General features: G+C 62.4%; 19 protein-coding genes. 8 read left to right on the plus strand and 11 right to left on the minus strand.

What is annotated here, in order from left to right; all coding sequences use genetic code 11:
• On the plus strand, positions 1 to 1,299 hold the full coding sequence (locus B5527_RS05550; protein ID WP_245332510.1) for a TMEM143 family protein: 1,299 nt from the start codon (positions 1 to 3) through the stop codon (positions 1,297 to 1,299).
• Here B5527_RS05550 and B5527_RS05555 read toward each other — a convergent pair.
• The 10 genes from B5527_RS05555 to pqqA all read right to left on the minus strand — a co-directional run bounded on the left by B5527_RS05555 (position 1,296) and on the right by pqqA (position 11,327).
• The gene (locus B5527_RS05555; protein WP_079600399.1) at positions 1,296 to 2,351 is read right to left on the minus strand and encodes a 2-oxoacid:ferredoxin oxidoreductase subunit beta; all 1,056 of its coding nucleotides are present in this window, start codon (positions 2,349 to 2,351) and stop codon (positions 1,296 to 1,298) included. The genes B5527_RS05550 and B5527_RS05555 overlap by 4 nt on opposite strands.
• Complete coding sequence (locus B5527_RS05560) at positions 2,348 to 4,195, minus strand: 2-oxoacid:acceptor oxidoreductase subunit alpha (RefSeq protein ID WP_079600400.1); 1,848 nt, start codon at positions 4,193 to 4,195, stop codon at positions 2,348 to 2,350. Before B5527_RS05560 ends, B5527_RS05555 begins: the two co-directional genes overlap by 4 nt.
• Positions 4,165 to 5,964: an FAD-dependent oxidoreductase gene (locus B5527_RS05565; RefSeq protein ID WP_079600401.1), complete on the minus strand. Its 1,800-nt coding sequence runs from the start codon at positions 5,962 to 5,964 to the stop codon at positions 4,165 to 4,167. The genes B5527_RS05560 and B5527_RS05565 overlap by 31 nt, the downstream gene beginning before the upstream one ends.
• Positions 5,965 to 6,204: 240 nt before the next feature.
• Positions 6,205 to 6,882: a DUF4286 family protein gene (locus B5527_RS05570; RefSeq protein ID WP_079600402.1), complete on the minus strand. Its 678-nt coding sequence runs from the start codon at positions 6,880 to 6,882 to the stop codon at positions 6,205 to 6,207.
• Between the two features lie 12 nt (positions 6,883 to 6,894).
• Positions 6,895 to 7,884, minus strand: coding sequence for a prolyl aminopeptidase (gene pip, locus B5527_RS05575; protein WP_079600403.1), 990 nt, complete (start codon positions 7,882 to 7,884; stop codon positions 6,895 to 6,897).
• Positions 7,874 to 9,082, minus strand: a complete 1,209-nt coding sequence (gene pqqE / locus B5527_RS05580; protein ID WP_079600404.1) for a pyrroloquinoline quinone biosynthesis protein PqqE — start codon at positions 9,080 to 9,082, stop codon at positions 7,874 to 7,876. Before pqqE ends, pip begins: the two co-directional genes overlap by 11 nt.
• Positions 9,079 to 9,387 carry a pyrroloquinoline quinone biosynthesis peptide chaperone PqqD gene (pqqD, locus tag B5527_RS05585; protein ID WP_079600405.1) on the minus strand — a complete coding sequence of 103 codons (309 nt, stop codon included), beginning with the start codon at positions 9,385 to 9,387 and terminating at the stop codon, positions 9,079 to 9,081. The genes pqqE and pqqD overlap by 4 nt, the downstream gene beginning before the upstream one ends.
• Before the next feature lie 20 nt (positions 9,388 to 9,407).
• Positions 9,408 to 10,178 (minus strand): pyrroloquinoline-quinone synthase PqqC, encoded by a 771-nt coding sequence (gene pqqC, locus B5527_RS05590; RefSeq protein WP_172842824.1) that lies wholly within the window; start codon positions 10,176 to 10,178, stop codon positions 9,408 to 9,410.
• Positions 10,179 to 10,183: 5 nt separating this feature from the next.
• Positions 10,184 to 11,113, minus strand: coding sequence for a pyrroloquinoline quinone biosynthesis protein PqqB (gene pqqB, locus B5527_RS05595; RefSeq protein WP_079600407.1), 930 nt, complete (start codon positions 11,111 to 11,113; stop codon positions 10,184 to 10,186).
• Between the two features lie 133 nt (positions 11,114 to 11,246).
• Complete coding sequence (gene pqqA, locus B5527_RS05600; RefSeq protein ID WP_009031067.1) at positions 11,247 to 11,327, minus strand: pyrroloquinoline quinone precursor peptide PqqA; 81 nt, start codon at positions 11,325 to 11,327, stop codon at positions 11,247 to 11,249.
• A 298-nt stretch (positions 11,328 to 11,625) separates the two neighbouring features.
• Between pqqA and B5527_RS05605 the strand changes: the two genes are divergently transcribed.
• From B5527_RS05605 to B5527_RS05635, 7 genes are all read left to right on the plus strand, one after another.
• Complete coding sequence (locus tag B5527_RS05605) at positions 11,626 to 11,883, plus strand: DUF6894 family protein (RefSeq protein ID WP_079600408.1); 258 nt, start codon at positions 11,626 to 11,628, stop codon at positions 11,881 to 11,883.
• A 285-nt stretch (positions 11,884 to 12,168) separates the two neighbouring features.
• Entirely contained in the window at positions 12,169 to 13,446 is a 1,278-nt protein-coding gene (locus B5527_RS05610; RefSeq protein WP_154072036.1) for a PQQ-dependent sugar dehydrogenase, read from the plus strand.
• 144 nt (positions 13,447 to 13,590) lie between these two features.
• Positions 13,591 to 14,157: a c-type cytochrome gene (locus tag B5527_RS05615; RefSeq protein ID WP_079607094.1), complete on the plus strand. Its 567-nt coding sequence runs from the start codon at positions 13,591 to 13,593 to the stop codon at positions 14,155 to 14,157.
• Positions 14,158 to 14,348: 191 nt separating this feature from the next.
• On the plus strand, positions 14,349 to 15,749 hold the full coding sequence (locus tag B5527_RS05620) for an amidase family protein (RefSeq protein WP_079607095.1): 1,401 nt from the start codon (positions 14,349 to 14,351) through the stop codon (positions 15,747 to 15,749).
• A 29-nt stretch (positions 15,750 to 15,778) separates the two neighbouring features.
• Positions 15,779 to 16,255: a glutathione peroxidase gene (locus B5527_RS05625; protein ID WP_079600409.1), complete on the plus strand. Its 477-nt coding sequence runs from the start codon at positions 15,779 to 15,781 to the stop codon at positions 16,253 to 16,255.
• Between the two features lie 17 nt (positions 16,256 to 16,272).
• Entirely contained in the window at positions 16,273 to 16,533 is a 261-nt protein-coding gene (locus B5527_RS05630) for a DUF3297 family protein (RefSeq protein WP_079607096.1), read from the plus strand.
• 138 nt (positions 16,534 to 16,671) lie between these two features.
• Complete coding sequence (locus B5527_RS05635; protein ID WP_079600410.1) at positions 16,672 to 17,841, plus strand: mandelate racemase/muconate lactonizing enzyme family protein; 1,170 nt, start codon at positions 16,672 to 16,674, stop codon at positions 17,839 to 17,841.
• Between the two features lie 128 nt (positions 17,842 to 17,969).
• Here the strand turns inward: B5527_RS05635 and B5527_RS05645 are convergent, their stop codons facing one another.
• Positions 17,970 to 19,322 carry a malonyl-CoA decarboxylase gene (locus B5527_RS05645; protein WP_079600412.1) on the minus strand — a complete coding sequence of 451 codons (1,353 nt, stop codon included), beginning with the start codon at positions 19,320 to 19,322 and terminating at the stop codon, positions 17,970 to 17,972.
• Between the last annotated feature and the right edge of the window lie 145 nt (positions 19,323 to 19,467).

A 19,467-nucleotide genomic window follows, 5' to 3' on the forward strand; every position in this document is an offset into this window, starting at 1 on the left:
GTGAACCGAGCGCAGGGCGAAGCAGCCGCGCCGGAGCAGCCGGATCGTGTCATTCCGCGGCGCAAGTCGGATATCATCGAGCGGCTCGTCGCCGAAGGCGGCCTTGACGAAACCGGGCAGGCGAGGCTCAGGCAGCTCGCTCGCATGCTCGGCGCCATTTTTCATTACCAGTATTTCGAAGAACTCGACCGGCTGCGCGAGGCGTATTTTCACTTCGACCCGGAGGTCGATCCGCGGGCTTGCGGCGAGAAGAAGGATCTCGAGGCGGCCTACCGCGGCCTGAGCGAGGAATTCGTCCGTATCCTGGCCGACGCCAATTTCGTCGAGATTACGCATGACGAAATCACCCGCGCCTTTGCCGAGCGGGCCCTGGTGCGGGTGAAGATCAAGGCGCCGGTCGAGGACTATCGCGACGTCCGCATGTTCCGCCGCGGGCATCATACCGAGACCATCGATATTCCCGTCTGGTTTGGCCTGCGTCACCGTCCACTCGAGGTCGTGGTCTATGACGACGTGGTGCTGATGGTCGCGACGTGGCCGGACGGCATCAAGCCCGCCAAAGCCCGCAAGGCATTTGCGCGCGCCAGGCGCGGCGCAAGGAAAATCCGCTGCGGCGCGGTGCTGTTCAAATATTTCCGTCACATCGCCCGCGCCGATCTCGAGGCACTGTTCCCCAATGTCCGCGTGGTGATGAGTCTGTCCGACCACTTCACGCTGGGCGTCCCGGCGATCGTGGGCGGCGTACCGATCCTGATCAAGCTCGCCTCGACCATGACAGTGTTGTTCGTCGTCGCCGGCTTCTATCTCGGTCTCACCGGCACGATCGGCGATAGCGACACGGAGCGGGCGCTGGCTGCACTCAGCGGCCTGTTCGCGCTCGGCGCCTTCCTGCTGCGGCAATGGGGAAATTTCCACCGCCAGTCGCTGATCCATCAGAAACAGCTCACCGACAATATTTACTATCGCAACGTCAACAATAATTCCGGCATCTTCAATTACCTGATCGGCGAGGCCGAGGAGCAGGATTGGAAAGAGGCGCTGCTCGCTTATTACGGCTTGCTGACGGCAGCACAGCCGCTCACACGCGAGGCGCTCGGCGCAGGCATCGAGGAACTGCTGGCGCGGGCGTTCGGTGTTTCCGCCGACTTCAAGATCGACGACGCGCTGGCGCGCCTGAAACGTCTCGATCTCCTGGCCGAGAGCGACGGCCGCTTCTCGGTATTGCCGCTTCCCGCTGCGCTGGCGCAGCTCGACAAGGAATGGGCGCAGCTTTGCAGGGCTGGAGCGGAAGCGCCCTAGCGCAGGCTGGCGTTGATCTTGTCCAGCGCGGAGGAGCCGGGGCACAGCGCTTTCGCGTCAAGCTGGTTGAGCGGCGTATCCACCGTGTCGAGATGGTTGTGCAGGTCTTCCGATTCCGGATCGACGTAGAGCAGGCCGGTGACGATCTGGCCCTTGGCGGCGTGCCGCTGCAGGAAGGTCATCGCCGAAAGGCGGTCGTGGGCGTCATAATCGGCATCGATCTTGCGCAGCGTCAGCCGGGTGCCGTCGTGCTGTTCGACGACCTGCACCGTGCCCGGCGCGTAATCGACCGAGATCGGGTCGCGGCCGGTGATCACGTCCAGCCGGTTCACCGCATCATTGTGCTCGCGCACATAGTCGAAACTCTTGGTCGAGCCGGCATGGTTGTTGAAGGCGACGCAGGGGCTGACGACGTCGATGAAGGAGGCGCCCTTGTGCTGGATGGCAGCGGCGATCAGCGGCACCAGCTGGGTCTTGTCGCCGGAAAAGCTGCGCGCCACGAAGCTCGCGCCGAGCTGAAGCGCGATCGCGACGAGGTCGATGGCGTTGTCGGAATTCGTCACGCCCTTCTTGGACTTGGAGCCGCGGTCGGCGGTGGCCGAGAACTGCCCTTTAGTGAGCCCGTAGACGCCGTTGTTCTCGACGATATAGGTCATGTTGACGCCGCGCCGGATCGAATGGGCGAACTGGCCGAACCCGATCGAGGCGGAGTCGCCGTCACCGGAAACGCCGAGATAGATCAGGTCGCGGTTGGCGAGATTGGCGCCGGTCAACACCGACGGCATGCGGCCATGGACCGAGTTGAAGCCATGCGAATTGCCGAGGAAATAATCGGGTGTTTTCGACGAACAGCCGATCCCGGAAATCTTGGCGACGCGGTGTGGCTCGATCGAAAGCTCGTAACAGGCCTCGATGATCGAGGCGGTGATCGAGTCATGGCCGCAGCCGGCGCACAGCGTCGAAACCTTGCCCTCGTAATCCCGGTGGGTATAGCCGAGATCGTTCTTGGGGAGGCCGGGATGCTGGAATTTCGGTTTGGCGATATAGGTCATGACTTCACCTTGCGGAGCCGGGTCACCTGGAGCTGATCCTGATGGTCGCCGATGGCGCCGGCGATGAAGCGCGCGGTAATCGGCGTGCCGTCATAGTGCAGGATCGGAATCAGGCGGACCGGATCGATGCCGTTTTCGTTGACGATCAGCGAGCGAAGCTGCGCATCGCGGTTCTGCTCGACCACGTAGACGAAGTCGTGGTCGGCAAGGAAGCTTGCGACGCTGGAATGGAACGGGAAAGCGCGGATCCGCAAGCGGTCGAGCTGATGCCCGCGCGCCTCCAGCAATCCGATCGCCTCGTCCATCGCCGGCGAGGTCGAGCCGAAATAGATCACGCCATATTTGGTCGGCTTGGCGGCGTTGGCCTGCAGCGGCCGCGGCACCATGTCCTGGGCGGTCTCGAACTTGCGCACCAGCCGCTGCATGTTGTCGGCGTAAACCGAACCTTCCTCGGAATAACGCGCGTAACGGTCGCGCGAGGTGCCGCGGGTGAAGAACGAGCCCTTGGTCGGATGGGTGCCGGGATAAGTGCGGTAGGGGATGCCGTCGCCGTCGACGTCGAGGTAGCGTCCGAAGTCGCGTCCGTCGTCCAGCATCTCCTCCGTCATCACCTTGCCGCGGTCGTATTGCCGGGCGTCATCCCACCGCAGCGGTCGGCACAGCCGGTGATTCATGCCGATGTCGAGATCGAGCATCACAAAGATCGTGGTCTGCAGCCGCTCGGCGAGATCGAAGGCAGCGGCTGCGAATTCAAACGCTTCGGCCGGGTCTTCCGGAAACAGCAGGACATGCTTGGTGTCGCCATGGGACGCATAGGCACAGGCAATGATGTCGCACTGCTGGGTGCGGGTCGGCATCCCCGTCGAAGGACCGGCACGCTGCACATTCATGATCACGGCCGGGATCTCGGCGAAGTAGGACAGGCCGATGAACTCCTGCATCAGCGAAATGCCGGGTCCGGAGGTGGCGGTGAAGGCGCGGGCGCCGTTCCATGACGCGCCGATCACGATGCCGATCGAGGCCAGTTCGTCCTCGCCCTGGACGATGGCATATTTCGCCTTGCCGGTTTCCGGATCGTGCCGCAGCTTCTTGCAATAGCTGCCGAAGGCGTCGGCCAGCGATGAAGACGGTGTGATCGGATACCATGCGCACACGGTGGCGCCGCCATAGACCGCGCCCAGCGCGGCGGCGCTGTTGCCTTCGATGAAGATGCGGTCGCCCACCTTGTCGGATTTCTTGACCCGCAGGCCGGTCGGGCATTTGAGATTTTGCAGCGCCCAGTCGCGGCCGAGATGCAGCGCGTGGACGTTGGACGACAGCAGCTTTTCCTTGCCCTTGTATTGCTCGGCGATCAGTTGCTCGACGAGCTTCGGGTCCATGTCGAGCAGCGCGCACAGCGCGCCGAGATAGATGATGTTCTTGAACAGCTGGCGCTGGCGCGGATCGGTATAGGTCGAATTGGTGATGGCGGTCAGCGGCACGCCGATCACGGTGATGTCGGCGCGGAACTTCGACTGCGGCATCGGCTTGGTCGAATCGTAGAACAGGTAGCCGCCGGGCTCGATCGAGGCGAGGTCCTTGTCCCAGGTCTGCGGATTCATCGCCACCATCATGTCGACGCCGCCACGGGCGCCGAGATGGCCGTCCTCGGTGACCCGCACCTCGTACCAGGTCGGCAGCCCCTGGATGTTGGAGGGGAAGATGTTGCGCGGCGAGACCGGGACGCCATGGCGCAGGATCGAGCGGGCGAACAATTCGTTGGCGCTCGCCGAACCCGAGCCGTTGACGTTGGCGAAGCGGACGACGAAGTCGTTTACGCTGCTGATCGGCTTTTGGACGAGCATGATGAACCTGCGTAAGTCATATCGATGAGATATTTCTGCATGTCCCAGGCGCCGGTGGGACAGCGTTCGGCGCACAGCCCGCAATGCAGGCAGACGTCTTCGTCCTTGATCATGACGCGTCCGGTCTTGAGGCCGTCGGCGACATAGAGATCCTGGTCGGGATGCGGCGACGGCGCCTTCAGCCGCTGCCGCAAATCGGCTTCCTCGCCATTCTCTGTAAACGTAATGCAATCCATCGGGCAGATATCGACGCAGGCGTCGCATTCGATGCAGAGCGGTGCCGTGAACACGGTCTGGATATCGCAGTTCAGGCAGCGCTGGGCCTCGCCGAGCGCGAGCTTGACGTCATAGCCGAGCTCGACTTCGGCGCGGATGTCTTTCAGCGCGATCACTTTGTCGCGGTGCGGCACCTTGTAGCGCTTGTCGGCCGAGACGTCGTTGTCATAGCTCCATTCGTGGATGCCCATCTTCTGCGAGGATATCTCCACCTCGGGCAGCGGACGCTCGGTGATGTCTTCGCCGGACAGAAGCTTGTGGATCGAGAGCGCGGCGTCATGGCCGTGCGCCACCGCCCAGATGATATTCTTGGGGCCGAACGCGGCGTCGCCGCCGAAAAACACCTTCGGATTGGTCGATCCCATGGTCTTGGCATCGACCTTGGGCATGTCCCACTTGTCGAATTCGACGCCGCAGTCGCGCTCGATCCAGGGAAACGCGTTCTCCTGGCCGACCGCGACCAGCACGTCGTCGCAAAGGACGGTCTCGTCCGGTTCGCCCGAGGGCACCAGATTGCGCCGGCCGTTGGCGTCGTACTCGGCCTTCACCTTCTGGAAGATGACGCCGGTAAGCTTGCCATTGTCGTGCGTGAACGCCTTCGGCACCATGAAATTGAGGATCGGAATGTCCTCGTGAAGCGCGTCCTCTTTTTCCCAGGGGCTCGCCTTCATCTCCTCGAAGCCGGAACGCACGATCACCTTGACGTCCTCGCCGCCGAGGCGGCGCGCGGTGCGGCAGCAGTCCATCGCGGTGTTGCCGCCGCCCAGCACGATCACGCGCTTGCCGATCTTGCTGGTATGCTCGAACGACACGCTCGAGAGCCAGTCGATACCGATATGAATATTGGCGGCTGCTTCCTGGCGGCCGGGAATGTCGAGTTCGCGGCCGCGCGGCGCGCCGGAGCCGACAAAGATCGCGTCGTAGTTTTCGCCCAGCAGCTTCTTCAGGCTGTCGATGCGCTGGCCGCCCTTGAACTCGATGCCGAGATTGAGGATGTAATCGGTTTCCTCGTCGATCACCGAATCCGGCAGCCGGAATTTCGGAATCTGCGTGCGCATCATGCCGCCCGCCTTGGGATCGGAATCGAATACGGTGCAGTGGTAGCCGAGCGGGGCGAGGTCGCGAGCCACGGTGAGCGAGGCTGGGCCGCCGCCGACGATCGCGATACGCTTGCCGTTCTTCGCCGAGGGCCGCGGCATGCGGCCTTTGACGTCGTCCTTGAAATCAGCGGCGACGCGCTTCAACCGGCAGATCGCGACCGGGGTTTCCTCGACACGGCCGCGGCGGCATGCCGGCTCGCAAGGTCGATCGCAGGTGCGTCCGAGGATTCCCGGAAACACGTTCGACCTCCAATTGATCATATAGGCGTCGCTGTAGCGGCCCTCGGCGATCAGGCGGATATATTCGGGAACGGGTGTGTGTGCGGGACAGGCCCACTGGCAGTCGACCACTTTGTGAAAGTAGTCGGGCGCCGAAATATCAGTCGGTTTCATTCCTACCTTGTCCGCGCAAACAGAGAGAACGGCGCGGCCTTGCTTTCCTGCGAACGTTCAGAAGGCGTTCTTGTGGTTTTTGAATTGGATCATAGGCTTATCTTATTAAAGACATTCAGGACGATCCACAAAGGCATTTTTGCCCAGTCGCCCGCTTTCATGGCGCATAACATTAATATCAGCAATATCAGCGCCTTATTTGCGGCGCTGCAACATGCGGGTGGCGGCATCACGACAAGTTCAGACCGCCGAAAGGTCGCCTTTCGCCAGATCCCACATTAGGACATAGCTGCCCGACGATATCTGTGTTCCGCCCTTGAACGCCGCGGGGCCCGTGAAGCGCGCCGTGATGACTTTGGAGACCGCGTTCACATCCGTTCCGTCAATCAGCACAAACCAGTCGCCGGCACCGGGAGCTGAAACCCCGGCGGCGGCGTTGATCGGTCTGGAAAGCCCGGGATCGCTCTCGATCAGATGCATCGAGATTATTCCGTCGTGCTGTTCCGGATCGAGTTTCTCTCGCAGCGCGGCGCGCAATCTGTTCTCAGCGCCGGTTTCGGGACGGATGCGGATGATGCCCAGCGCGGCGCCGCGGCCCTTTCCGCGGCTGATGGTGATGCGGGCGACCGCTCGGATCATGTTCTTGAAACGCGCCATCGTGGTCTTCGACCAATCGGTGGGATTGGCCAGCGCAGCGCGATAGGCCGCACTGTCGAGCACGTCGAACGTTTCGGTGGAATAGAGACAAAGATATTTCGGCGCGCCCTGGTGTGCGATGTAGCGGCGGGCTTCGAGGAAGGCGTCGATGGCCACGCGCTCTTCGAGATGCTCGCGGTCGTACCATCGGTTGAAATTGGTTTCGTCCGATGGATCGATGTCCATCGACGTCAGCAGCATTCCTTTTCCGGCCAGCGGCATTTTCGGCAGTCCTTATGTGGTAATTTTCGAGGCTAGATCCGCGATCGCCCTCATCACGGCATCCCGGACGCCGGGATCGTACAGCGAATGGCCGGCGCCCTCTACCAGGCGAACGTCTGAGTCGGGCCAAACCGCGCAAAGCGCGTACGAGGTTGCCGGCGGACACAGCAAATCGTAGCGGCCTTGCACGATGAGGCCTGGGATCCCATTGAGCTTTCCGGCTTCGGCCAAAAGCTGGCCCGCTTTCATGAAGCAGTCGTTCTGGAAATAATGCGCTTCCATGAACGGCGTGGCGGGCAGTGTTCCTGTCGAGTTCAGCGTAGCGGGATCGAGCCGGACCCGCCCTGACGCGTGCTCGGACAGTATCCGCTCGGTGTCATGCCAGGCACGCGCGGCCGGGCCATGTATCGCGGGATCGGCATCGAGAATGCGGCGCCAATAGGAATCGAGCGGCTGGGTGCGTTCTTCTTCCGGCAACGCCCCGAGAAAATCATCACTGAGATCGGGATAGAACCGCGGCAGCGCGTCGAGAAATGCGTTTTCCAGTTCGGCGCGGGTGCCAAGGAAAGTCGCGCGCAGCACGATGGCAGTGACCCGATTGGGATGCGCCTGCGCATAGGCCAGCGCCAGCGTCGCGCCCCAGGATCCCCCGACAATCATCCAGCGCTCGATGCCAAATTTCTCGCGGATCAACTCCATGTCCGCGATCAGATGCGGCAGCGTATTGTGGTTGCGCTGGCCTTTCGGGCGGCTTCGCCCAGCGCCGCGCTGATCGAACAAAACCGCGTGGAAGCGCTCGGGATCGAACAGCCTGCGGTGATCGGGCTGGCAGCCGCTGCCGGGCCCGCCGTGCAGATAGATAGCGGGAATACCGTCCGCCCGACCGACGCTTTCGACGTAAATCTCGTGGCCGTCGCCGACCGGCAGCAGCTGCGACGTCAGCGGCGCGAACGGATCGGACCGTCGGCTTGAGGATTTTCCCGCGTCGGCATCAGGCGCCATGGTCGCCGCCCGTCTCGGGCGTTCCCCCGGCAAAATTGCGATAGATGAAACGGTTGTTGTCGGCGGCGGCCTCCGCTTCGGCCTGCTTGAAAATCTGCTCATGCAGCGGCGACAGCGTGCAGGCCGGGTCGGTATTGCCGGCATCGCCGGTCAGCGCGAAGGCCTGGCAGCGGCAGCCGCCGAAATCGACTTCCCTGAACTCGCAGCTCTTGCACGGCTCCGGCATCCAGCCGGTACCGCGATAACGGTTGAAGGCCTCGGAGTTCTGCCAGATCCAGGCGATCGAATGATTTGACCGCACCGATTCGAATTCGAGCCCGGTGATGGACTCGGCGGCGTGGCAGGGCAGGATCTTGCCAGCCGGCGAAATGTTGAAGAACTGCCGGCCCCAGCCGCCCATGCATTTTTTCGGACGCAGCGCATAATAATCCGGCACCACATAGTCGATCGCGAGCGTGCCTTTCAGCCGCGCTTCGGCTTCCTCGACGATGCGGCTGGTTTCCTCGATCTGTTCCAGGGTCGGCATCAGCGCCGCGCGGTTTTTCAGGGCCCAGCCGTAATACTGCACATTGGCCACTTCCAGCCGGTCGGCGTCGAGATCGACCGCCATCTGGATAATGTCCGGCAACTGGAACAGGTTCTGGCGATGCATCACCGCGTTGACCGTCAGCGGCAAATCCAGTTCGCGGGTCCACTTCGCGACTTCGATTTTCTTTTGATGCGCGTGCTTGAAGCCGGCGACCCGGTCCGCGACGACGGGCTCGTTGCCCTGAAAACTGATCTGCACATGGCACAGCCCGGCATCGGCCAGCGCAGAAAGTCTCTCCCTGGTCAGCAGCACTGCAGAAGTAATGAGATTGGAGTACAGCCCGACATCGCTGGCGTGCTGCACAAGCTCGACCAGATCCTTGCGCGCGGTCGGCTCGCCGCCGGAAAAATGGATCTGCAGCACGCCGATCTCGGCGAGTTCAGTGAGGACCTTCTTCCACTCTTCGGTCGAAAGCTCGCTGCCGCCGCGCTCCAGCTCAACCGGATTGGAGCAATAGGGGCACTGCAGCGGACAACGGTGGGTCAGTTCGGCGAGCACTGCGAGCGGAATGCCGAAGGTCTCGGCGGTCGAGCCGCGGCTCTCCAGCACCGCGAGCCCGTCGGAGGGATCGCTGGCCGCCATGACGGATTCGGTAAGCGTGGGGCTCATGAGGTCTTCTCGCGCGCTTCGGTCAAAAATCCCTTGTCGGCAAGGTCCTGCAGCATGGCGATGACGTCGGTGGCGATCGCGTCGCGCTCGGCGGCGTATTTTTCGGCAAGCTGGTCGATGATATCAGCGACGCTGCGCGCGCCGTCGCAGAGCTGAAGCACTTCCACCGCGATCTCATCCGGCGCCAGCACGCGCTCCGGCGCCAGGATGACCCAGCGCTGCCGGGTCTCGTCGAACTTCAGCTTGGCGTGACGCGGCAAAACCGGCCGGCTGGCTTCGCTGACACTGATATTGCGGCCTGCCATCGGTCCGTCCTGGCTTGTTGCTACTTTTCCCCGGGAACAAACGCGCCGGGGGGCACGTGGCCATCGACATAGGCATGATACAGCGCGTCGAGCTGAACCCAAAGCACATTGGTCTTGAACAACAGCGCATTGCAGACCGCTTCCCGTTCCGCAGGCGTATTCGCATGGGTCTTGACGTAGTCGAGCGCGAAGTTGGCGTCGCGGGGCGCCTGCTGCATGCGCCGGCTGAAATAGCTCATGATGTCGGGGTTGACGAAATCGTAGTGCGCCAGCATTCCCGAGATGCGTTCTTCATGCAGGTTCGGCGCGAACAGTTCCGTCAGCGAGGAGGCGATGGCCTCGAGCGGCGTCTTGTCGCGCACGAAATGCACATAGGCGTCCACCGCGAAGCGTGTCGCGGGAAGGATGCCTTCGGCGGATTCCACGTAGGCGCTGTCCAATCCGAGCCCTTCCGTCAGTTTCAGCCAGCGTTCGATGCCGCCTTCGGTGCCGAGATCGCCGTCATGATCCTCGATCCGGTGTCGCCATTCGAGCCGGGTGCCGCGGTCGCGAAAGCGCGAGATCACCACCGCGTCCTTGATCGGAATGGTGCTCTGGTAATAGTAGCGGTTCAGCGCCCAGGCCTGCACCTGGCCCTTGTTGAGCTTGCCGCCGTGCAGCAGCCGGTGAAACGGATGCAAATTGTGATACCGCGTCGCGCCGATGTGACGCAGCGCCGCTTCCAGCTGTTCGGCGTTTTGCAGCGGCGCGCCCGCACCCAGCGAAAAGGCGCTCATCCCGGTTAGGGTCATCGCATTCAAAGCGTAATCTCCGTTCCATCAGCGGGAATTTGCCAGCCTGCGCGCTCGGCTATCTGGCGCTCGGCGGACGCGCGCAGCAGTGCCGGATTGGAATTGTTGATATGCAGAAATATCTTCCGGCCGATATCGAGACCGGCGAGGCTTTCGATCGCGCCACCATCCCCTGACATTGCGATATGTCCCATGCCTTGCCCGGTCTTGTTGCCGAGGCCGGCCTGAATCAACTCGTCATCGCGCCAGACCGTGCCGTCGAAGAAGATCAGCGGCGCGCCGGCGAGCCGGGTCTTGAGATCGTCGGTTACGCCGGCGCAGGCGGCGAGAAAATAGAAATACCTGGCCGTCGCCTTGTCGGTGATCCGAAGCCCGAGCGTGTCGCCCGCGCCATCGCCGCCGCCGGGGTGAGCCTTGCCTTCCAGATACCAGGCGCCTTTGCCGGCAACGACGAACGGCAGAATCTCGATGCCGGACGGCGAACCGTCTGGCAATGCCGGCTCGAATGCCCGGTCCGCCTCGATCGGCGCGCGACGCACGTTCTTTTCGTTCAGCACGTTGAAGATGCTGTTGGTCTTCAGGATCGAAAGCACTTTTGCGTGCGCGTAAATCGTGAACGGCGAACCCTCGCGCATCGATAAAAGGCCTGCGACCGCATCGACCTCGCCATTGGTCAGGATCACGCCTGAGATCGGACTGTGACGAAGCTGTCCCGCCTTGGGGTGAAGCTGCGGTGTCGCGATCAGTTGCTGACGCAAATCCGGCGAGGCATTGACCAGAAACCAGTGCTCGTCATCGGCGCTGATCGCAATCGAAGCCTGGGTGCTTTGAAGTTCGGGATGCTCGGTTCGCGCGATCCGGCAAACCCGGCATCCGCAATTCCATTGCGGAACCCCACCACCTGCCGCGGCGCCCAGGACGACGACGCGAAGCATGACCCGTCTCCCGGAATTCCAAAGCTTTCAGCTCAAAAGCTTCGAAGGTGGACACCAGCACGCGCGCGCTCCGATCGAGAGCGTGTCACATCTGGAGGTCCACCTGCGTTGAAGGTGTAGTTATGGCGACCGCTTACTTGCGGGCGGCGCACGCATACATGTTGATTTCCATGCCGACCGGCACTTCGACGATTTTCGGTGTTTTCCACGCCATTTGGCTCTCCTTCTGAAACCGGACGAACTCCGCCCTGGGGATAAACTAATACCGTTCAAAAAGTTCGCCAGCGAAATCTTTTGGCCTTGCCTCCGCAGGTTTATGTTGCGTCGCAACGGGAACTCACGCTTTTGTGCGCCCTCCGGTCAAACCAAAGGCGGATCAACGGGTTCAGAGTGTCGTCAGCGTGCCGGATGCTGATTTCGTCACCACGTCGATATGTGAGTTCCTGATAAAGTTCCTGTGAGATGTCGCCGGCTCCTGCACGGGAGCCCTCAACCGAAGTGGGATTTCGGCCATGCCCCGGTATTTTTTCAACACACGGATCGGCGATGAGCTGATCTCCGATCCCGAAGGGGAAGAGCTGCGCAATCCCGATCGCGCCTGGGAAGTTGCGCGGGCCATGATCCGGGAACTGCTGAAGACCGAAGGCGCCGGACGCGGCCTGCTGAACGCGACTCTCGAAGTGACCGATGATGAAGGCGAGATCGTTCTCGAGTTTCCGTTTGCCGAGGCGATTCTCGACTTCTCAATCGAACGCGCGACAAAGCACTGACGGCACAGGCCGCCATTTCACCGACGACGTCATTCCGGGATGGTCCGAAGGAGCAGACCTCGGGTGTGCAATTGCGCATCGGGGGAACCTCGACGTGACCCAGGGGAATAACAGGACAATATCGAGATTCCGGGTTCGCGCTAACGTGCGCCTGGGAATGTCGGGGACGTTTTCCGATTGCGCATCGGTGCAAAAATATTAGAGAGTGCCGCCCGGGAAGACCACCGGCACGAGCATCGCGCTCGCCCGCGCCAGGATAAAGGCTTCCACAAAGGGGAGGATGCTATGATGAACTGCTCGTTCGCGCCGCGCAGCCTGTTGCTCGCTGGCGCTTTTATCGGTGCCTTTACGCTGGAGGCTGCCGCGCAGCAGCCGGCCAATCCGCCCGCTGCCTCGGCACCTGCCGCCGCGCCTGCGCTTCCGCCCGGCTCACCGCTGATCGGGCGGCCCGCGGACAGCGCAGCGGCGGCGAAGCTCGCCCCTGTGGCGGGGCCGCCGATTGCGACGGCGGCGGATAAATTGCCGACGGCAAAGCTCAAGGTACCCCCCGGCTTCAACATCGAGGTCTATGCGGCCGGCATGGCGAACGCCCGTTCGCTGGCGCTCGGCGACAAGGGAACGGTGTTTGTCGGCAGCCGCCTCGTCGACAAGGTCTATGCCGTCGTCAACAAGGACGGCCAGCGATCGGTCAAGGTGCTGGCTTCGGGCCTGTATCGGCCGAACGGCGTCGCATTCCACAACGGCACGCTCTACATCGCCGAACTGTCGCAGGTCTCCAAGATCGACAAGGTTGAAGACAATCTGGACAATGCGCCGAAACCGACCGTCATTTACGACAAGCTGCCCAAGGACGAAGCCCATGGCTGGAAGTTCATCGCCATCGGGCCCGACAACAAGCTGTATGTTCCGGTCGGGCAACCCGGCAACAACGTCCTGCATGATGATGCCCATGGCCAGATCCGGCGCATGAATCTCGATGGGTCAGGCGCGGAAGTGGTCGCCTATGGCGTTCGCAACTCCGTCGGGTTCGACTGGAATCCGGAAAACAAGCAGATGTACTTCACCGACAACGGGCGCGACTGGATGTCGGAGGATGTTCCCCAGGACGAACTCAATCGCGTCACCAAGGTCGGCGAGGATTTCGGCGCGCCCTATTGCTACCAGGGCAATATCTCGGATCCTGAATTCGGCTGGGGACATTCCTGCAGCGAATTCACGCCACCGGTCGGCCTGATGGGCCCGCACACGGCCTCGCTCGGCATGCGGTTCTATACCGGCAACATGTTCCCGAAGAGCTACAAGAACGCCATCATCGTGGCCCGGCACGGTTCATGGAACCGGTCCAACAAGGCCGGCGGGGATGTCGTGGTGGTCAAGCTGAACAAGGACGGCACGGTGAAGTCGATCGAGCCATTGATCACGGGCTTCCTGGAAAACAATAACTACCTCGGCCGTCCGGTCGATGTGATGCAGATGAAGGACGGCTCTATCCTGGTCTCCGACGACTGGAACGGCGCCGTCTACCGCGTCAGCTACGGCAAGCCGAAGGTCGCTGCGAAGTAAGCGAGACACATCGTTCCGGGGCGATGCAAAGCATCGAACCCGGAACCTCGAGATTCCGGGTCTGGTGCTAACGCACCATCCCGGAATGACGGAGTTTGATCGCTTCGTCCGTTGGTTGCAATAACGAAAAATCAGGACCGCATCATGCGTAAATTAATTGCGGCCGTGGCGTTCGCGCTTGTCGCTTCCTCGGCGAGTGCCGAGACCATCGAGGAGCGTGCCGTGCCCTGCCTTGGCTGTCATGGCGAGCACGGCCAGTCCGAGACCGAAAATACGCCGTCGCTCGGCGCCCAGCAGCCCGCCTACGCCCTGATCCAGTTATTCATGTTTCGCGAAAAGCTGCGCACCTTCGAGCCGATGAACGAGATGGCGAAGGCATTCACCGATGACGATCTCCGCGCCTTTTCCGACTTCATCGGCAAATTGCCGAAACCTGCGCCGCCGGCCGACGCCGGCGACCCTGCCCGTCTGCAGCGTGCCGAGGCGCTGGTGCAGCAGAACCACTGCAACTCCTGCCACAACGCCGACTTTTCCGGGCGCGACAATATTCCGCGGCTCGCCGATCAGCGCGAGGATTATCTCGCCAAGACCATGCGGGAATACAAGGACAATACCCGCCACGGCTACGACGGCACCATGGCGGAAGTGCTGCAGCCGGTGACGCCGGAGCAGATTGCCGATCTCGCCTATTATCTCGCCCGCCTGCGCTGAGCTGGCCTCTAAAGCGTTTTCGAGCGAAGTGGATACCGGTTCGCGTGAAGAAAACGCGTCAAAACAAGAATCTAGTCTAGAGCCTCGGTTCTGATTCAATCAGAACCGAGGCTCTAGGCAGGCGCGGCGGCTTCGCGATGGCGTTGCGCCGTCGGCAGCGCTACAACACCGGCGATCGAACGGAGGAAGCAATGGAAGATCTCTGGCGTCTGTCGGCTGCCGATATCGCGGCCCTGATCAGGTCGAAAAAGGTTTCGGCAAAAGAGGCCGCATCGGCCGCGCTGGCGCGGCTTGACGCGGTCAACCCCAAAATCAACGCCGTGGTCGACCATCGGCCGGAAGACGTGCTGGCGCAGGCCGCGGCGGTCGATGCCGCCATCGCGCGCAATGAAGACGCCGGTCCGCTGGCCGGCGTGCCGGTTACCGTCAAGGTCAATATCGATCAGGCCGGTTTCGCCACCACCAACGGCCTTAAACTGCAGCGCGACGTGATCGCGAAGACCAACAGCCCGGTGGTGGATAATCTGCGCAAGGCGGGCGCGGTGATTCTCGGGCGCACCAACTGCCCGGCGTTTTCCTACCGCTGGTTCACCACCAATTTGATCCATGGCGACACCAAAAATCCTCGCGACGCGGGTATCACGCCGGGAGGCTCCTCCGGCGGGGCAGGCGCGGCGGTGGCAGCCGGCATCGGCCATATCGCGCACGGCACCGATATCGCAGGGTCAATCCGTTATCCCGCCTATGCCTGCGGCGTTCATGGGCTGCGGCCGACCGTCGGCCGCATCGCGGCGTTCAATGCATCGCTGCCCGAGCGCACCATCGGACCGCAAATCAGCGCGGTGTCGGGCCCGCTGGCGCGCACCATCGGCGATCTCAGGATCGTGCTGGCCGCCATGTCCGGCAAGGACGCGCGCGATCCCTGGTGGGTGCCGGCGCCGCTCGAGGGGCCTGTCATGCCGAAGCGGGCCGCGCTGTGTCTGCATCCCGACGGTCTCGAAACGGTTCCCGAGGTGAAGGCGGCGGTCGCCGACGCCGCCAGGCGTCTGGAGCGCGCAGGATGGGTGGTCGAAACGATCGAGACCACGCCGCCGCTGCGCGAGGCCGCCGACCTCCAGACCAAGCTCTGGCTCGGCGACGGCTATGAAGCGCAACTGGACGCCGCCGAGCGCGAAGGCGATCCCGCAGCACTGGCCTGCCTGCGCGGCAACAAGGCCAAGGTGCATCCGTTCGACGCCGCCGCGTTCTCGAAAGCGCTGACGCGGCGGGCGACCTTGACCCGCGAATGGCTGCAGTTTTTCGAGACCTATTCGGTCCTGCTGATGCCGGTATCCGCGGAATTACCCTTTCCCGACGGCCTCGATCTGCGCGATGACGCCTCCTTTGCCCGGGTATGGCGCGCGCAACTTACCCAAATTGCTATTCCCTTCATGGGGCTGCCTGCGCTAACGGTCTCCACCGGATTGGTGGGACGGGTTCCCGTCGGCGTTCAGGTCGTCTCCAGCCGCTACCGCGAGGACCTGTGCCTGCTGGCAGGAGAGGCGATCGAAGCCGGCGGAACGCCATCGGCGCCGGTCGATCCGGTCAGCTGAGAATCCCGTTCAAGGCTTGAGAGACCACGATGGCTGGCGTTTACGATTTCACGGCAACGTCGCTTGCCGGCCAGGAGATTCCGCTGCAGCGGTTCGAGGGTCAGGTTCTCCTGATCGTCAACACCGCGAGCGCGTGCGGTTTCACGCCGCAATACCGCGGACTTCAGGCACTGCATCAGGCGCTTGGCCCGCGCGGCTTTTCGGTTCTCGGATTTCCGTGCAACCAGTTCGGCAGCCAGGAACCCGGCGACGCCGCGCAGATCGAACAGTTCTGCAGCAGCAACTATGCCGTCAGCTTTCCGATGTTTGCCAAGATCGACGTCAATGGCCATAACGCCCATCCGCTCTATCAATATCTGAAGGGCGAGAAGTCCGGGCTATTGGGCGCGTCGATCAAATGGAATTTCACCAAATTCCTGGTCGATCGTTCCGGCAAGGTGGTGGCGCGGCACGCGCCGACCGCGAAACCGGAAGGGCTGACCCGGGAAATCGAGGCACTGCTGTGAACGAGGGAAATGACGCCATGACCGACCCATCGCCCGACCAGTTGCCGGACCGTCTCTCGAGCGATCCGAAAAGCCCGTACTACAATGCGGATATACTGGCGCGCGATGTCGGCATTCGCTTCAAGGGCATCGAGAAAACCAACGTCGAGGAATATTGCGTCAGCGAGGGCTGGGTCCGCGTCACCGCCGGCGCCGCCAAGGATCGTTACGGCAACCCGCTCTCCATCAAGGTCCACGGCCCGGTCGAGCCGTATTTTCGCGACAAGCAATCGTCCTGAGATCTGGACTCGAAATGCCGCCAATGGAAAAGCCGTCATGGCCGGGCTTTCCCGCCGCGACACTGTCAAGACGTGGATGCCCGGCACAAGGCCGGGCATGATGAATAATAAATAGATCGCCTCCCGAAAGCCAAAACCATGTCCGTACGCATCGTCGACGTCCGCGAAGTCACCAAACCGATCTCCTCGCCGATCCGCAACGCCTATATCGATTTTACGAAAATGACGACCAGCCTGGTCGCCGTCGTTACCGATGTCGTCCGCGACGACAAACCGGTGGTCGGCTACGGCTTCAATTCGAACGGCCGGTACGGGCAGGGCGGATTGATCCGCGAGCGTTTCGCGCCGCGGCTGATGGAAGCCGATCCGAAGACGCTGCTCGACGAGACCGGCGACAATCTCGATCCCGACAAGGTCTGGGCGACGCTGATGTCGAACGAAAAGCCCGGCGGCCATGGCGAGCGCTCGGTCGCGGTCGGCACCATCGACATGGCGGTATGGGACGCGGTGGCGAAGATCGCGGCCAAGCCGCTGTTTCGACTGCTCGCCGAGCGTCACGGCCGTACCGCCAATCCCCGCGTGTTCGTCTATGCCGCCGGCGGCTACTATTATCCCGGCAAGGGCTTGTCGATGCTGCGCGGCGAGATGCGCGGCTATCTCGACCGCGGCTACAATGTCGTCAAGATGAAGATCGGCGGCGCGCCGATCGAGGAAGACCGCAAGCGCATCGAAGCCGTGCTCGAGGAGATCGGCAACCAGGCGCAACTCGCCGTCGACGCCAACGGCCGGTTCGATCTGGAGACGGCAATCGCCTACGCCAAAATGCTGCGCGACTATCCGCTGTTCTGGTACGAGGAGGCCGGCGATCCCCTCGATTTCCAGCTGCAGGCCGCGCTGGCTGAATTCTATCCGGGGCCGATGGCCACCGGCGAGAATCTCTTCAGCCATCAGGACGCGCGCAATCTGCTTCGCTACGGCGGCATGCGGCCCGACCGCGACTGGCTGCAGTTCGATTGTGCCTTGTCCTATGGACTGTGCGAATACCAGCGCACGCTCGAAGTGCTGAAAATCCAGGGTTGGTCGCCGAGCCGCTGCATTCCGCATGGCGGCCATCAGATGTCGCTCAATATCGCGGCCGGCCTCGGCCTCGGCGGCAATGAGAGCTATCCGGATTTGTTCCAGCCCTATGGCGGCTTCCCCGATGGCGTCCGGGTCGAGAACGGCCACATCACGATGCCGGATCTGCCGGGTATCGGTTTTGAAGGAAAATCCGATCTCTATGCGGAGATGAAGGCCCTGGCTTCGTAGCTCCTCGTCATGCCCGGCCTTGTGCCGGGCATCCACGTCTTCACAGCATTTAGGAAAGAAGACGTGGATGGCCGGGACAAGCCCGGCCATGACGGAAAGAAAGCGCTGAATGCTTCCCGTTCAGGAGCTCACGACAGCCGCATATCCAGCAAGCGCCGGCCTTCGCCCTTCAGCAATTTCTTCACCGCACTGGAAGCGGCGACCTCGTCCTGGTTGGCGTAGGCCTCGTGGTTCTTCTCGATGTCCTCGAGACGGTAGAGATAGTTGACCATGATCCCGGCGGATTCGCGCAGGCCCTTCGCAGAGAGATCGCCGAGCCAGTCGATCCGCTCCAGCCGCGCGCCGTTACCGAGATGGAACCGGGCCACTGAATCGATCAGCCGGCCTTTCGCCGTGCGCGCCTTCAGGAAATAATATGCCGCGAGCGGTTCGAGAATCGAGCGCAGCTGCGCCGCCAGTTCGACATTGTCGAACCAGTCGGGCTCATCGAGATGAACCAGCAGCGCCCGGTCCTCGTCGGAGACCGGAACGTCCGGCCCCTGCTTCAGCCATTGCATGAAGCCCGGCACGGGCGACAGCGTCACGAAATTCTCCAGTTTCGGCAATTCGCGCCGTAGTTCCTCGACCACCTGCTTGATCAGGAAGCTGCCGAAGGAAATTCCGCCGAGCCCGCGCTGGGTGTTGGAGATCGAGTAGAACACCGCAGTGCGGGCGCGCTCAACCGGCACCGGCTTGCGGTCTTCGGCCAGCAGCGGCGCGATCGCGCCGGGGATCGATTCGGTCAGCGCTACCTCGACGAAAATCAGGGGTTCGTCGACCAGCGCGGGGTGGAAGAAGGCGTAACAGCGCCGGTCGATGGGGTCGATGCGGCGGCGCAGATCGTCCCAGTCGCGGATCTCATGCACCGCCTCGTAGCGAATGATCTGTTCCAGAATGTTTGCGGGCGTCGACCAGTCTATCCTGCGCAGCACCAGAAATCCCCTGTTGAACCATGACGACAGCAAGTGCACGACGTCGCGGTCGAGCGCGGCAAGGTCCTTGTGGCCGTTCATGAGGTGAAGCAGATCAGCGCGCATCGCCACCAGCTCGCTGGTGCCGCCCGGCGCGCGGTTGAGCCGGCGGATCAATTCCTGCCGGCGCGGTTCGGACGCAAAATGCAGGTCGCTGGCGTCATCGTCGTTTGGCTGTGCGCGCCAGCTCTCGATGGCCTGCGCCAGCTTTTCCCGGTCCGGACCGTAACCGGAGGCCAGCATTCGGAAGAACGAAAGCCGGCCGGCCTCGTCGAGGTGATGATAGCGGTCGAGCACCTCGCGCGCCATCGCCGTCCCGGACGCCTCGCCCCGGCCCGACAGCAGCGCCTCGCATAATTCGATCAGTTCGGATCCGTCCTGTTTGGGTTCCGATGAGCCCGCGCGGCGCAGCAGGGTGCGGCCGCGCTCGGAAATCGAGGCCAGCAGGTCCGAAAAAAAGGCGTTGTTCATGGCGGGCAAGTTGGTTCCAGACCGGACGGAATGTTACATGGATTTAAGGCGGAGCGGATCACAATCAAGCGGGCAATTTTGGCTAGCGTAGCGCAAAAAAGAGTTATGCCTCCGCAAAAGAGCTGTCATGCCCCGCGAATGCGGG

The sequence above is a fragment of the Bradyrhizobium erythrophlei genome, assembly GCF_900129425.1.
GTDB lineage: Bacteria > Pseudomonadota > Alphaproteobacteria > Rhizobiales > Xanthobacteraceae > Bradyrhizobium > Bradyrhizobium erythrophlei_C.